Source organism: Kitasatospora sp. NPDC024654 (assembly GCF_055559155.1).
Window position 1 is genome coordinate 21,668 of record NZ_JBVHLF010000017.1, and the last position, 16,361, is coordinate 38,028.

Below are 16,361 nucleotides of genomic sequence, written 5' to 3' on the forward strand. Positions count from 1 at the left end.
CCTCAGGCCATTCCGAAGTCGTTGTCGAGCAGGTCGAAGAGTTCGTCGGCGGTCGCCGCCTCCAGCGCCAGCGGCTCGGGCGACTCGTGGCCCCGGCCGCCGCGCTCGCCCCAGCTCCGCAGCAGCTCGCGCAGCCGGTCGCCGACCGCGTCCGCGCCGGGCGCGGCCGGATCCAGCCCGGCCAACGCCTCGGCCAGTCGGTCCAGTTCGACCTCGGCCGGCGGTCGGGGCGTGGGGCACAGCTCGCGCTCCAGCAGGCCGGCCAGCGCCGCCGGGGTGGGCTGGTCGAAGACCGCGGTCGGGGGCAGGGACAGGCCGGTGGCCGTGGACAGGCGGTTGCGGAACCGCACCGCGAGCATCGAGTCGAAGCCCAGCTCGGCGAAGGCCTGGTCGGGGCGGACGGCCGCCGCGGAGGTGTGGCCCAGGGCCGCGGCGGCGTGCGCGCTGACCAGCTCGACCAGCACCCGACGCCGGTCCGCCCGGTCCAGCGGCGCCAGTCGCAGCGCCAGCTCGGCCGCGGGATCGGCCGCCGGGTCGACGGCCGGTTCCCCGGTCGTGCCGGGTGCCGTGGGCGCGGCGGCCGGCGCCGTCCAGCCGCCGCGCCCGGGGGAGGGCAGCCAGAAGCGCTCGCGTTCGAACGGGTAGGTCGGCAGCCGGTCCGGCCGGCGCGGGCGACCCGCCCGCCAGGCCACCGGCGCGCCGGCGGCCCACGCCTCGGCCAGCGCGCGGAGCAGCCGCCCCGGCCCGCCGTCCGCCCGGTGCAGCGTGCCGACCGCGACGGCCGGCCGCCCGGCCGCCTGGGCCGAGCCGTCCACCGCCGCCACCAGCACCGGGTGCGGGCTCACCTCGACGAACAACTGGTGCCCCGCCGCCAGCAGCGCCCGGGTCGCGGTGTCGAACGCGACCGGCTCGCGCAGGTTGCGGTACCAGTACTCGGCGTCCAGTAGTGCACCGTCGATCCACTCGCCGGTCACGGTCGAGAGGAGCGGCACGGCGGAGGGCCGGGGCGCGATCCCGGCCAGCCCCGCCAACAGTTCGGCGCGCACCCCGACGACCTGGGCGGAGTGCGCCGAGTAGGCCACCGGGATCCGCCGGGCGCGCACCCCCGCCCGCTCGCAGTCGGCCAGCAGCCCGTCCAGTGGCCCGGGCGCACCGGCCACCACCACGGCCTGCGGCCCGTTCACCGCCGCCACGCAGAGCTCCTCGCCGTACGGCTCGATCAACTTCCCCACGCTCTCCAGGGGTTGGCTGACCGAGACCATCCCGCCGGCACCCTCCAGCCGGCGCAGGGCGCGGCTGCGCAGCGCGACCACCCGCGCGCCGTCCTCGAGGGTGAGCGCGCCGGCCACCACGGCGGCGGCGATCTCGCCCTGGCTGTGGCCGACCACGGCGGCCGGTTCCACGCCGTGCGCCCGCCAGACCGCGGCCAGTGCCACCATGACGGCCCAGAGCGCCGGCTGCACCACGTCCACCCGCTCCAACGGGTCGCCACCGCACAGCACTTCGGTCAGCGACCAGTCCACGTGCGGGGCCAGCGCCCGCTCGCACTCGGCCAGCCGCTCCGCGAAGACCGCCGACGCGCCCAGCAACTCCACCGCCATGCCGGGCCATTGAGAGCCCTGCCCGGGGAGGACGAAGACCGTCCCCGCACCGCCGGCCCGCCCCTCGAACACCCCGGCCGAGGGTGATCCGGCGGCCAGCGCGGCCAGTTCGGCGCGGAGCTCGGCCCGGTCCGCGCCGACCAGCGCGGCCCGCAGTGGCAGCGCGGCCCGGCCGGTGGCCAGGGTGCGGGCGATCTCGTCCGCCGTCAACTCGGGATCCTCGTCCACCCGTTCCAGCAGCCGGGCGGCCTGGCGGCGCAGTGCCGCCGGTGAACGCGCCGACAGTAGCCAGGGCGTTGCCGAGGGCTCCGGGGGCACGGCCGGCTCGTCCGGGGCCTGCTCCAGCACGGCGTGCGCGTTGGTGCCGCTCATCCCGAACGCGGAGACGGCGATCCGCCGCGGCCGGTCGACGGTCGGCCACGGCCGGGCCTCGGTCAGCAGCTCGACCGCGCCCGCCGACCAGTCCACCCGGGTCGAGGGCCGTTCGGCGTGCAGGGTCTTCGGCAGCACCCCGTGCCGCAGCGCCAGCACCGACTTGATCACCCCGGCGACCCCGGCGGCGGCCTGGGTGTGGCCGATGTTGGACTTCAACGAGCCTAGCCACAGGGGCTGTTCACGGTCCTGCCCGTAGCTGGCGAGCAGTGCGCCGGCCTCGATCGGGTCGCCGAGCGTGGTGCCGGTGCCGTGCGCCTCGACCGCGTCCACGTCGGCGGCGGACAGGCCCGCGTTGGCCAGCGCCTGCCGGATCACCCGCTGCTGGGCCAGGCCGTTCGGCGCGGTCAGGCCGTTGCTGGCGCCGTCCTGGTTGACGGCGGTGCCGCGCACCACGGCCAGCACCGGGTGGCCGAGCCGGCGGGCCTCGGCGAGCGTCTCCACCAGCAGCATGCCCACCCCCTCCGACCAGCCGGTGCCGTCGGCGTCGTCGGAGAACGAGCGGCAGCGCCCGTCGGCCGACAGCCCGCGTTGGCGGCTGAACTCCACGAAGGCGTCCGGCCCGGCCAGCACCGCCGCGCCGCCGACCAGCGCGAGCGAACACTCGCCGGCCCGCAGCGACTGCCCGGCCAGGTGCAGGGCGACCAGCGAGGAGGAGCACGCGGTCTCCACCGTGACGGCCGGGCCCTCCAGACCGAGCGTGTAGGCGATCCGGCCGGACGCCACACTGGTCACCGTGCCGCTGAGCAGATGGCCCTCGACGTCCGCCGACACGTCCTGCGGGCCGGTGCCGTACCCCTGCGCGGCCAGGCCCAGGAAGACCCCGCCGGCGGTGCCGCGCAGCGCCGTCGGATCGATCCCGGCCCGTTCCACGGCCTCCCAGGCGGCCTGCATCAGCAGGCGCTGCTGCGGGTCCATGGCCAGCGCCTCGCGCGGGGAGATCCCGAAGAACTCGGCGTCGAACTCGCCGGCGTCGGACAGGAACCCGCCCGCGGTGGCGTAGAAGGTGCCGGGCGCGTCCCGGTCGGTGCTGCACAGCGCCTCCAGCGGCCAGCCTCGGTCGGTGGGCAGCGCGCCGATCGCGTCCGTGCCGTCCGCGAGCAGCCGCCACAGCTCCTCGGGGCTGCTCACCCCGCCGGGCAACCGGCAGGCCATCCCGACGACCGCCAGCGGCTCACCGGCCGGCAGCGGCTCACCGGCCGGCAGCGGCCCGCCGGCCGGCTCGGGCGCCGCCGCGTCGTCGCACAGCTCGGTCGCCAGGTGCTCGCCCAGGGTGGCGGCGCTCGGGTGGTCGAAGACCGTGGTGACGGCCAGCTCCAGACCGCAGCTGGCGACCAGCCGGTTGCGCAGCTCGACCGCGGTCAACGAGTCGAACCCGGCCTCCCGGAACGGCCGTTCGGCCGCCATCTCGTCGCCGTCGCGGTGTCCCAGCACGGCCGCCGCCTCGGCGCGGACCAGCTCCACCAGCAACTGCCGGCGGGCCGGCGCACCCAGCGGCGCCAACCGGCGGCGCAGCAGCACGCCGGGCGACTCCTCGGCCACCTCCAGGGGCTCGGACCCGGCCGCGCCGGTCAGCTCGGCCAGCAGCGGGCTGTGCCGGGCCGACTCGAAGAGCGGCCCGAAGCGCGCCCAGTCCAGATCGGCGACCACCACGTGGGTCTCGTCCAGCTCCAGCGCCCGTTCCAGCGCGTCCAACGCCGTCGCGGGCGCCATGGGCCGCAGGCCGAGCGCGCGCAGCCGTCCGCCCACCTCGCCCGCGGTCATCCCGGCGCCCGCCCACGGCCCCCAGGCCACCGAGGTGGCGGCCAGGCCGCGCGCCCGGCGGTGTTCGGCCAGCGCGTCCAGGTAGGCGTTGGCGGCCGCGTACGCGCCCTGACCACCACTGCCCCAGGCCGCCGAGACCGAGGAGAACAGCACGAAGGCGTCCAGCCGCCGGTCCGCGAGGAGCGCGTCCAGGTTGGCCGCGCCGGCCGCCTTGGCGGCGCACTCGGCGGCCCAGCCGGCCGGCGTGCACCGGTCCAGCGGCGTGTCGGAGGTCAACCCGGCGGCGTGCACCACCGCGTCGACCCGTTCTTCGCCGAGGCTCGCCAACAGCTCCGCCAGCGCGGCGCGGTCCGCCACGTCGCAGGCCGCCACGGTGACCCGGGCGCCGAGCTCGGTCAGCTCGGCCGCCAACTCGGCTGCCCCGGGTGCCTGTTCCCCGCCTCGGCTGGTCAGCACCAGGTGTTTCGCGCCGGCTTCGGCCAGCCGCCGGGCCAGCTGGGCGCCGAGCCCGCCGGTGCCGCCGGTGATCAGCACGGTGCCGGTCAGCCGACCGCCCACGCCGGCCGGCCGCGCCGCCGCCGGGGCGCGTCGCAGCCGTCGCCCGAACAGCCCGGCCGGGCGCACCGCGACCTGGTCCTCACCGCTCAGCCCGGCCAGCACCGCGCACAGGCCCGCCCAGTCCGCCGCCCCCGGCTCGGCCGGCAGGTCGACCAGTCCGCCCCAGCGCCCGGGGTGCTCCAGCGCGGCGACCCGGCCCAGGCCCCACGACCGGGCCTGCTCCGGCCGCTCGACCGGCTGCCCGCCGGCCGCCACCGCCGCCCGGGTCGCGCACCACAGCGGTGCCGCCGAGCCGGCGTCACCCAGCGCCTGCACCAGCGTCAGCAGGTCGGTGTCCCCGGCCGGCAGGGCCAGCACCCCGGCGGCCGCCGCCGGCAGCAGCGCGGCCAGCGCGGCCCGGTCCGTCCCGGCCGGCACCCGCACCGCCTCGACCTCCGCGCCGTGCTCGGCCAACGCCCGCGCGCAGTCCGCCGCGAGGGCGTCCGTGGGCTCGGGAGCGACCAGCAGCCAGCGGCCGGTGAGCGTGGCCGAGGCCGGCCGGGCCAGTGGCTGCCAGCCGATCCGGTAGCGCAGGCGGTCGGCGTCGGCGGAGGCGGAGATCGGCCGCGGCCAGTAGCGGCGATGCTGGAAGGGGTAGCCGGGCAGCTCGAGGCGGGCCGGGGCGACGCTCCCCGCGGCCCAGTCCACCGGCACGCCTCGGACGTGCAGCCGGGCCAGGGCGGCGGTCACCGACTCCTGCTCCGGGCGCCCCTGCCGGAGCAGCGTCACCACCGCGCTTTCGGGCGTGTCCGGCAGGCCCTCCTGGACCAACGCCGACAGCACCCCGCCGGTGCCGAGCTCGACGAAGCCACTCGCCCCCTCGGCCCCCAACCGCCGCACGCCGTCCAGGAACCGGACCGTGCCGCGCGCGTGCCGCACCCAGTAGTCGGGGGAGCAGAGCTGCTCGGCGCCGGCCGGCTCGCCGGTCAGGTCCGAGATCACCGGGAGCACCGGCGGGTGGTAGCGCAGACCCGCCGCGACCTCCCGGAAGGCCGGCAGCATCGGCTCCAGCAGCGCGGAGTGGAAGGCGCGGCCGACCGTCAGCCGCTTGACCCGCCGCCCGCGCGCCCGGAACTCCTCGGCCACCCGCAGCACGGCCGCGCGCTCGCCGGACAGCACGCACGAGCGCGGCCCGTTCACCGCCGCCAGATCGACGCCCGGATCGGCCAGCGCCGCCGCCAGCTCGTCCTCCTCGGCCTGCACGGCCACCATCGCGCCGCCGGCGGGCAGTTCGTCCATCAGCCGGCCGCGCGCGGCGACCAGCGCGCAGGCGTCCGCCAGTTCCAGCACGCCGGCCGCGTGCGCGGCGGAGAGCTCGCCGATCGAGTGCCCGAGCAGCAGGCCGGGGGTCACACCCCGGTGGCGCAGCAGCCGGAACAGCGCGGTCTGCAGGGCGAACAGCGCCGGCTGGGTGTAGCGGGTGCGGTCCAGCGGCCCGGCCGCCGGGCTGCCGGGCTCGGCGAACATCACCTCGCGCAGCGGCCGGTCCAGCCACGGGTCCAGCGCGGCCAGCACCTCGTCCAGCGCGTCGGCGAAGACCGGCTCGGTGCGGTACAACTCGGCTCCGGCGCCCGCGCGTTGGCTGCCCTGGCCGGGGAAGAGGAACGCGGTCCGGACCACCGGCGGCAGCACGCCGGTGCTCACCGCGGCCGAGCGGGTGCCGGCGGCCAGCGCCCGCAGGCCTTCGCGCAGCGCCGCGCGGTCCGGTCCGTGCACGGCGGCCCGGTGCTCCAGGCCGGCCCGGCTCGCCGCCAACGCCCGGCCCAGCTCTGCGAGATCGACCTCCGGCCGCTCCTCCAGGTACCGATCCAGCCGCTCGGCGGTGGCCCGCAGCGCGGCCTCGCCGCGTCCGGAGAGCAGCAGCGGAAGCCGCCGTTCGGGCCGGGGCGCGCCGGCCGGTTCCGCCGGGGCCTGCTCGACGATCACGTGCGCGTTGGTGCCGCTGATCCCGAACGAGGAGACCCCGGCCCGGCGCGGCCGGTCCAGCCGGGGCCAGTCCCGGCCCTCGGTCAGCAGCTCGACCGCGCCCGCCGACCAGTCCACCAGCGGGTTCGGCTCCCCGACGTGCAGGCTCTTCGGCAGCACGCCGTGCCGGATCGCCAGCACCGTCTTGATCACTCCGGCGACCCCGGCGGCTGCCTGGGTGTGGCCGATGTTGGACTTCACCGACCCGAGCAGCAGCGGCCGGTCCGCCGGCCGCCCCCGGCCGTAGACCGCCTGCAGCGCCTGCGCCTCGATCGGGTCGCCGAGCCGGGTGCCGGTGCCGTGCGCCTCGACCACGTCCACGTCGGCGGGGCGCAGGCCGGCGTCGGCCAGCGCGGCCTCGATCACCCGCTGTTGGGACGGGCCGTTCGGCGCGGTCAGCCCGTTGCTGGCGCCGTCCTGGTTGACCGCCGTGCCGCGGACGACGGCCAGCACCCGGTGGCCGCGGGCGCGAGCGTCGGAGAGCCGTTCCAGCACCAGCAGGCCGACGCCCTCGCCCCAGCCGGTGCCGTCCGCGTCCGCCGAGAACGCCTTGCACCGGCCGTCCGGCGCCAGCCCGCGCTGGCGGCTGAACTCCACGAACAGCTTCGGCGTGGACATCACCGTCACCCCGCCCGCGAGCGCCTGCTCGCACTCGCCGCGGCGCAGCGCCTGGGCGGCCAGGTGCACGGCGACGAGCGAGGAGGAGCACGCGGTGTCCACGGTCAGCGCCGGGCCCTCCAGGCCCAGTGCGTAGCAGATCCGGCCGGAGAGCACGCTGGCGGTGTTGCCGGTCAGCAGGTGGCCCTCGGAGACGTCCTCGGCGCCGGCCAGCGCGTCCGGGTAGTCCTGGCCGTTGGTGCCGACGAAGACGCCGATCCGCCGGCCGCGCAGCCCGCTCGGATCCTGCCCGGAGTCCTCCAGGGCCTGCCAGGAGGTCTCCAGCAGTAGCCGCTGCTGCGGGTCCATGGCCAGTGCCTCGCGCGGTGAGATGCCGAAGAACTCGGCGTCGAACCCGCCGGGGTCCGCCAGGAAGGCGCCGCGCCGGCTGTAGGTGGTGCCCGGCCGGTCCGGATCCGGGTCGTAGAGCCGCTCGACGTCCCAGCCACGGTCGGTCGGCCAGTCGCCCACCGCGTCGGTGCCGCCGGCCAGCAGCTCCCAGAGCTCCTCGGGGCTGCCCACCCCGCCGGGGAAGCGGCAGGCCATCCCGACCACGGCCAGCGGCTCGTCGCCGGTGGCCGAGGCCGCGTCCTCGGCCACCGGGCCCGGGGCGAGCCGCAGTTCGGCGAGCAGCCGCTCGGCCACCGCCAGCGGGGTCGGGTGGTCGAACAGCACGGTCGCGGGCAGCCGCAGGCCGGTCGCGGCACCGAGCCGGTTGCGCAGCTCGACGGCGGTCAGCGAGTCGAAGCCGAGCTCGGCGAAGGCCCGCGCGGGCGGTACGGTGCCGGTGTCGGCGTGCCGCAGCACCGCCGCCGCGTGGGTGCGCACCAGGTCGGTCAGCAGGCGTGGCCGCTCGGTGGGCGGTAGTTGGGCCAGCCGGTCGGCCAGCGTCCCGCCCGCTGCCGCCGGGGCGGTGGACCGCTCCGGGGCGGCGGCCGGCAGCCGTTCCAACAGCGCCGGGCGCAGGCCGGACGCCGCGGCGAAGCGCCGCCAGTCCACGTCGGCGACCACCACCAGCTCGTCGCCCTCGGTCAGCGCCCGGTCGACCGCGGTGACCGCCGTGCGCGGGGCCATGGCCGGCAGGCCCCGGTCGCGCAGCCGCCGCGCCACGTCGTCGGTCAGCATGCCGGCACCGCCGCCGCCGTTGCCGCCGTCATCGCCGTCGTCGGTGCCCCAGGCTCCCCAGGCGATCGACGTGCCCGGCAGACCGGCGGCCCGGCGCTGCGCGACCAGCGCGTCGAGCGCCGCGTTCGCCGCCGTGTAGTTGCCCTGGCCGGCGTTGCCGACCACACCCATCACCGAGGTGCACACCACGAAGGCGTCCAGCTCCCAGGAGGCCGTCAGCTCGTGCAGAAGGCGGGCCGCGGTCAGCTTGGTCCGCAGCGCGGAGGCCATCCGCTCCGGGGTCAACGCGTCCGACATCCCGTCGTCCAGCGACCCGGCGGCGTGCACGACGGCGGTCGGCCGGTGCTCGTCGAGCACGGCGGCCAGCGCCCGGCGGTCGGTCACGTCGCAGCCGACCATCGTCACGGCCGCGCCCAGCTCCGCCCGCAGCCGCGCCGCACCGGGCGCCTGCGCACCCCGGCGACCGACCAGTACCACCCGCTCGGCGCCCCGCGTCACCAGCCGGCGCGCCAGTTGCGCTCCGACCGCGCCCGTGCCCCCGGTGACCAGCACCGCACCGGTCGGCCGCCACTCGGGCGCCGCCGTGCGCGTCGGGGCCGGCAACAGCCTGCGGCCGTGCACGCCGGTGGAGCGCACCGCCACCTGGTCCTCGTCGCGTGCCGCCGCCAGCACCGCGCACAGTCGGCGGGCCGCCCCTTCGTCCGGTTCGCTCGGCAGATCCAGCAACCCGCCCCAACGCTCGGGGTGTTCGAGCGCCACCGTGCGGGCCAGGCCGGCCACGGCACCCTGGACGGGTGCGCCCGGCCGCTCGCCCGCGCCGAGCACCGCCGTGCCGCTCACCAGGCACCAGAGCGGCGCCTCGATCCCCGCGTCGCCCAGCGCCTGGACCAGCGCCAGCGTGAGCGAGACGGCACCGGGCAGGTCCGGGAGGCCGGGGTGTGGGCGGTCCTCGCGGGCCAGCAACGAGAGCACGCCGGTCAGTGGCCGTTCGCCGTCGACCGCGTCGCCCAGCCGCTCCGCCAGCGCCCGCCGGGTCTCCCCGGGGCCGCCCACGGTCAGCGTGGCCAGCTCCAGGCCCACCGCGGCCAGCGCGTCGACCACCTCGCCGCCGGCCCCGCCCTCGGGCAGCACGGCCAGCCAGCGGCCGGCCGGAGCCCCCTCGACCGGCTTCAGCGTCAGCGGCTGCCAACCGATCCGGTAGCGCCAGGAGTCCGCCCGGCGCACGACGGACCGCTCGGCCCGCCAACGCGACAGCGCGGGCAGCACCTCGTCGAGCGCGGCGGGGTCCACCCGGAGCGTGGCCGACAAATCGGTCGGGTCCTGTCGCTCCAACTCGCCCCACAGACCGTCGACTTCGGTCCCGGTCGGCTCCGGGGCGAGCCAGCAGCGTTCACGTTGGAACGGATACGTCGGCAGGTCCGCGCGGCTGCCCTCGCCGAGGACGGTGGTCCAGTCGACGGGGAGGCCGTGGGTCCAGGCGTGGGCGAGGGAGTGGAGGAAGCGGTGGTGGCTGTGGTCGTCGCGGCGGAGGGTGGGGGTGGTGGTCGCGGTGTCGAGGGTTTCCTCGATGGTGGGGACGAGGACGGGGTGGGGGCTGGTTTCGAGGTAGTGGGTGTGGCCCTGGGCCCGCAGCTCGGCCAGTGCCCGGGTGAGCAGGACCGGTTGGCGCAGGTTGGTGTACCAGTACTCGGCGTCGGGGGGTGTGGTGAGCCGTTGCCCGGTGACGGTGGAGTACATCGGGATGCGCGGGGTGACGGGCGTGATGTCGCCCAGCACGGTGAGGAGCCGCGCGCGGATCCGCTCGACCTGGGGGGAGTGGGAGGCGTAGTCGACGTCGATCGCCCGATACCGGACGCCCTGGGCGGCGCAGTAGGCGTGGAGTTCGGCCAGCGCCTCGCGGGTGCCCGCGATCACCGTACTGGTGGGGGAGTTGTAGGCAGCGACGGACAGAGCCGTGGCCCAGCGGGCGATCAGCCGCTCGGTCTGCTCCGCCGGGAGGTTGATGCTGGTCATCCCACCGTGACCGGCCAGCACGCCGAGGGCCCGGCTGCGCAGGGCGGTGACCCGGGCGCCGTCCTCCAGCGTGAGCGCGCCCGCCACCACCGCCGCGGCGATCTCGCCCTGGGAGTGGCCGAGGACGGCGTCGGGCCGGACGCCGTGGTGCTGCCAGAGCGCGGCGAGGGAGACCATGACCGCCCAGAGCGCGGGCTGGACCATCTCGACGCGATCCAACGGCGCTCGATCGCCCAGGAGTCGGGTGAGCCGCCAGTCGACGTGTGGTGCCAGAGCCTGTTCGCACTCGGTCATCCGCCGCGCGAACGCCGGCTCGGTGTCGAGGAGTTCGGCGGCCATCCCGGCCCACTGCGAGCCCTGCCCGGGGAAGACGAAGACCGTGCGTCCAGGGGTCCTACGGCCACGCGGCAGGGGCGCGGCCAGCTCGGCGCGCAGCTGGTCCCGGTCGCCGACCAACGCCGCGCGGTGCTCGAACGCGGTCCTCCCCGCCAACGCCCTTGCCACCGTGAGCGGTTCGGCGTCCATGCTGGTCACGTGCTCGCGCAGCCGCGCGATCTGGGCGTCCAGGGCCTGCGGAGTGCGCGCGGAGAGTGGCCAGACCACCGGCCCCACGGCCGGTGCCGACGGCTCGACGGCGGTGGCCGGCGCCTCCTCCAACACCACGTGCGCGTTGGTCCCGCTCACCCCGAACGAGGACACCCCCGCCCGTCGCGGCCGGTCCGTGCGAGGCCAGCCGGTCTGCTCGGTGAGGAGTTCGACCGCGCCGGCACTCCAGTCGATGTGCGGCGAGGGCCGGTCGACGTGCAGGGTCTTCGGCAGCACCCCGTGTCGCATGGCCAGCACCATCTTGATCACCCCGCCGACACCCGCGGCGGCCTGGGTGTGCCCGATGTTGGACTTCAACGAGCCGAGCCACAAAGGGTGTTCGCGATTCTGCCCGTAGCTGGCGAGCAGTGCGCCGGCCTCGATCGGGTCGCCGAGCGTGGTGCCGGTGCCGTGCGCCTCCACCGCGTCCACATCGGCGGGGTTCAGCCCGGCGTCGGCCAACGCCGCCTGGATCACCCGCTGTTGGGACGGGCCGTTCGGCGCGGTGAGCCCGTTGCTGGCGCCGTCCTGGTTGACCGCCGAGCCGCGCAGCACCGCGAGCACGGGGTGCCCGCCGCGCCGCGCGTCGCTCAGCCGCTCCAGCAGCAGCACGCCCGCGCCCTCGGCCAGCCCGAAGCCGTCGGCCGCCGCAGCGAAGGCCTTGCACCGCCCGTCCGGTGCCAGTCCACCCTGCCGGCTGAACTCCATGAACATCCCCGGCGTGGACATCACGGTCACCCCGGCCGCCAGCGCGAGGTCGCACTCCCCGCGCCGCAGCGACTGGGCGGCCAGGTGGAGCGCGACCAGCGAGGACGAGCACGCGGTGTCCACGGTCACCGCCGGGCCCTCAAGCCCGAAGACGTACGCCAGCCGGCCGGACGCCACGCTCCCGGTGGTGCCGGTCAGCAGATGGCCCGACAGCTCCGAGCCCGAGGTCAGCCCCGGCCCGTAGTCCATCGTCATCGCGCCGACGAAGACACCGGTTCGGCTGCCGCGCAGCGATCCCGGCTCGATCCCGGCCCGCTCGAAGGTCTCCCAGGCGGTCTCCAGGAGCAGTCGTTGCTGCGGGTCCATGGCCAGCGCCTCGCGCGGCGAGATGCCGAAGAACTCCGCGTCGAACAGCTCGGCCCCGGCCAGGAAGCCGGCCGCCCGCTGGTAGAAGCGGCCAGGCTCGCGGCCGTCGGGCCGGTACCCGGCGGCGAGGTCCCAGCCGCGCCCGGTGGGGAACTCCGCGACCGCGTCGCCGCCGGCCGCCAGCAACTCCCAGAGCCGCTGCGGGCTGTCGGCGCCGCCCGGGTAGCGGCAGCCCATCGCGACGATGACCACCGGGTCGTCCCGGTCCGCCCGGCCGGTCGGTTCGGCTCGCGAGGACTCCGCCGCCGCCGGCACGCCGGTCAGTTCGGCCCGCAGGAACTCCGCCACCGCCGCCGGCGTGGGCCGATCGAAGACCAGCGTGGCGGGCAGGTTCAGCGAGGTCGCCACGCCGAGCAGGTTGCGGGTCGCCAACGCGCTGACCGAGTCGAGCCCGAGGTCCAGGAAGCTCCGGTCGGCGGTCACCGGACCGGTCCGGCCCAGCGCCTCGTTGACCGCGGCGCCGACCAACTCCAGCAGCAGGGTGCGCTGTTCCGACTCACCCAGCTCGGCCAGCCGCTCCGGCCAGGTGAGCCCGTCCTCGACCGGGGCGTCCGCCGCCGGCTCCTCGGCCGGCTCCGGCGGCAGCTCCACGGCCCGCCCGCCGGACGCCGCCGCGATCGCCGTCAGTTCCAACCCGTGCCCGTCCACGAAGAGTTCGCCGAGCGTGGTGAACACCCGTTGCGGCCCGCCCTGGTCACGGCGCAGCGAGCCGCGCACCCTGGACGCCACGCCACGGGAGCGGGCGGTCTCCTGGAGCGCGGCGGTCAGCACCGGGTGCGGGCTCACCTCCAGGAGCAGCCGGTGGCCGTCCGCGAGCAGGGCCTCGGCGGCCGGGGCGAACAGCACGGTGCCGCGCAGGTTGCGACACCAGTGCTCGGCGTCCAGCACCGGGTCCGCCAGCCGGCCGCCGGTCAGTCCCGAGTAGAAGGGAAGTCGGGCAGGCCGGGGTCGCAACGGGGCGAGCACGGCGCGCAGTTCGGGCAGGATCGCGTCGATGTGCGGGGAGTGCGCGGCCAGTCCGACCGCGACCCGGCGGGCGTGCAGGCCGAGCGCATCGGACGCGGCGACCAGCTCGGCGGCGGCGTCGACGTCCCCCGAAACGACCACCGAGCCGGGGCCGTTGACCGCGGCCACCGCGAGCCGGCCACCCCAGCGGTCCAGCAGCGGGCGGACCCGGTCCACCGGGCTCATCACCGAGACCATGTCGCCCCGCCCGGCCAGCGTGGCCTGCAGCCGGCTCCAGTGCGCGACCACCCGGGCCGCGTCGTCCAGATCGAGCGCGCCGGAGACCACGGCGGAGCTGATCTCGCCCATGCTGTGCCCCAGCACCGCCGCCGGCCGCACCCCGTAGGACTCCCAGAGCGCGACCAGCCCGAGTGTCACGGCGAACAGGACCGGCTGGACCACGTCGGCGCCGGCCGGCTCGGGCGCACCCGTCGCACCGCGCAGCACATCCAGCGGCGACCAGTCGGTGAACGGCTCCAGCGCCTGCGCGCAGTCGTCCAGCCGACGCCTGAACACCGGTGCCCGGTCGAGGAGTTCGGTCGCCATGCCGGGCCACTGGGAGCCCTGGCCGGGAAAGACGAGGGCCGTGTCGCCCTCCCCGGTGGTGCCGGTGAGCAGCCCGGCCGAGGTCGACCCGGCCGCCAGGGCGGCGAGTTGCGCGAGCAGGCCGTCCCGGTCGGACCCGACCAGCGCGGCGCGGTGCGGACCGCCGGTCGGTCGGCCGCCGAGCGCGTACGCCACGTCCGCGGGTCGCAGCTCCGGGCGTTCCGTCAGCTCACCGTGCAGGATCCGTGCCCGCTGGGCCAGTTGGGCCGCGCTGTCACCGCAGAGCGTCCACAGGATGGGCGTGTCGGGACCGGATCCGTGAGTCATCGTGCTTCACCACTCCTTCGTGACGAGCCGGACCGGCGGGCGCCCGTGAGAGGACGATCACCCGGCGGCAGGCGCGCCCGAATTCCCTGGACACGCGGGCACGACCCGGTGGTATCCGCCCCCCGACGGACCATTCAGACGGACCACTCAGCGATATCGGTGGACTGGACCAGTCACCTCATCCGCATTCCCGCCTCGCCGATTCGGAGCGGGTCGCGGAATGCTGGAAAGCCTCCCGATAGATGTTGGCACCCCCCCATATCGTTTCGATAGCGGGATCCGCGACACTGCTCTTGTGGGGGGATTTAGCCAGATCCCACATTTCGCCGCGAGCCCCCTGCTACCGTGGTCGAGCAGCGGTGGACCGGCCCCGAACGGCCCGCAATGCGGCCCGGCTTCCGGTATTCCGAGGTCCCGGCCGGCCCCTGCCACTCCCTATTCGCGGAATTCCCTGAGGAGGACCGGATGGCGCTGGGGTATCTGTTCGGCGGCGGTGTCGGAACCGAACCGCACGGCCTGGAGCTGTACCAGGCCTATCCGGTGATGCGGGAGCTCTACGCCCGGATAGCCGAGTGGGCCGGCCTGACCACCGGTCAACTGCTCGACGAGGAGCTGCCGAAGCCGCCGGAGGAGCGCCAGAGCGTCGGCAGCGTCCGGGAGGCCGCGCTGGCGCTCGCGGTGTACGACATCCTCGCCGAGCACGGTCTGCGCCCCTCCGTGGTGGGCGGGTTGAGCCTGGGCGCGATGACGGCGAGCGCGCTGGTCGGCGCGCTGGGCCGGCGGGAGCTGGTCGAGATGCTGGCGCACACCCGTCAGGTTCCCGCGCTCTCCGCCGACGCGCCCGAGCAGGGCATGGCACTGGTCTTCGCCCCCGCCGGCACCGAGTCCGCCGGGCTCGCCGAGGGCCGACCGGGGGTGTACCTGTCGGGGGACTTCGGCCCCACCGCCGACGGCTCGGCGCGCATCCTGATGCTCTCCGGAGAGCGGGCCGCGCTGGAGGCGCTGGCCGGCGAGCTGCCGGCCGGTCTGGTCAACCCGCTGCCGGACCGCACGATCGCCGTGCACTCGCCGCTGCGCGCCCACTTCCGCGCCTTCATGGCCCACTACATCGACGCGATGCCCTTCCGGGCTCCCGAACTGCCGCTGGCCTCCTGCCTGGAGCGGAAGACCCTGGTCACCGCCGAGGACGTGCGCGACCTCTTCCACCGCAACGCGACCGACCCGATCAGCCTGGTCGACGTCTACACCGGCATGAGACAGGAGGGTGTCCGGCTGGGCCTGGTGATGGGCGGCTCCATCCCGGACGGGATCCTGGACTTCCCCTTCCCCGTGGTGCACGTGGACCGGCCCGAACACATCGAGCAGGTGCTGACCACGGTCTACGAGCTGGGGATCGACCTCCCCGACGGTCAGGACGCGCGGTGACCACGGCGGGGGCGGTGCGGCCGGGTGCCGCGTGCGACGCGCTGATCGAGGGCTGGCTCGGCACCGACCTCGACCGCTGGACCCGCCAGGTGGTGCGCCGGCACTTCGACCCCGCGACCGGCAGCCCCTACTGGCTCCGCCGGGCGGCCGAACTCGACTTCGACCCCCGGGACCTGACCCGTTACGAGCAACTCACCGCGTTCGGCCCGTTCCCGCTGGAGGCACTGCGCACCGGTGATCCGGCCGACCTGGTCCCGCTCGCGGTACCCCGGCCGCTGACCGGGCGGATCTGGGACACCGGCGGTACCACCGGCGCCCCGTGCCGGATCTTCTACACCCCCGACATGCTGCTGCACCGCGGGGCCTGGCGGCGCTGGTCCTTCGTCACCGAGGGATTCGCACCCGGTCGCGGCTGGCTGCAGGCCACTCCGACCGGGCCGCACCTGATCGGCAACGGCGTCTGGGAGGCGTCGGAACTGCACGCCGGGCGGGTCTACGCGATCGACATGGACCCGCGCTGGGTCAAGCGCCTGATCCGAGCCGGCCGCCTGGCGGACGCCCGCGAGTACACCAACCACCTGCTGGAGCAGATCGCGGACGTGCTCGGCCGGGGCGGGGTGCACTACCTCAACACCACACCGGCCCTCTTCCAGGCGCTCCGCCAGCGCTTCCCGGACCTGGTGCGGGGGCTCGACGGAGTCCGCCTCAGCGGCACCCAGATCAGCCCGGACACCTACCACGACTTCGTGGCCGCCCTGAACGGCGGTGTCTGCGGCCTCAGTTACGGCAACACCTTCGGCAACGCGGCCGGTCTCCCCATGCGGCAGGACGCCCGGCTGCTCCCGTACCTGCCGAACTACCCCCAGGTCACCATGGCGGTGGTGGACCGGGGTGACTGGTCCACGCCGGTCGGGTACGGGCAGACCGGGCAGGTGCGGCTGACCGTGCTGCACGAGGACCTCTTCCTGCCGAACATCCTTGAACGCGACCAGGCACTGCGCTACCACTGCGGCACCGACTGGCCGACCGACGGCGTGGCCAACGTCCGTCCGCTGCAAATCACTTCGACCGCGCCCGAGGGCCTGTACTGAGCCGGCGCCGGAACCACGGTCCGCCCTTCCGACGTCCGTACCGTCCGCCGAAATTGCCTTGCCCGCCGCCGGACGGTACGGAAGTGTGCTGGCC

General features: G+C 76.0%; 3 protein-coding genes. 2 read left to right on the top strand and 1 reads right to left on the bottom strand.

Features of this window, described 5'->3' with window-relative positions; all coding sequences use genetic code 11:
* Nucleotides 1-2 precede the first annotated feature (2 nt).
* Nucleotides 3-13,751, bottom strand: a complete 13,749-nt coding sequence (locus ACZ38L_RS13155) for a type I polyketide synthase (protein WP_465692219.1) — start codon at nt 13,749-13,751, stop codon at nt 3-5.
* Between the two features lie 465 nt (nt 13,752-14,216).
* Here ACZ38L_RS13155 and ACZ38L_RS13160 point away from each other — a divergent pair, with 465 nt between their 5' ends.
* Nucleotides 14,217-15,176, top strand: a complete 960-nt coding sequence (locus tag ACZ38L_RS13160; RefSeq protein WP_465692221.1) for an ACP S-malonyltransferase — start codon at nt 14,217-14,219, stop codon at nt 15,174-15,176.
* Nucleotides 15,173-16,267, top strand: coding sequence for an arylcarboxylate reductase (locus ACZ38L_RS13165; protein ID WP_465692223.1), 1,095 nt, complete (start codon nt 15,173-15,175; stop codon nt 16,265-16,267). Before ACZ38L_RS13160 ends, ACZ38L_RS13165 begins: the two co-directional genes overlap by 4 nt.
* Nucleotides 16,268-16,361 lie beyond the last annotated feature (94 nt).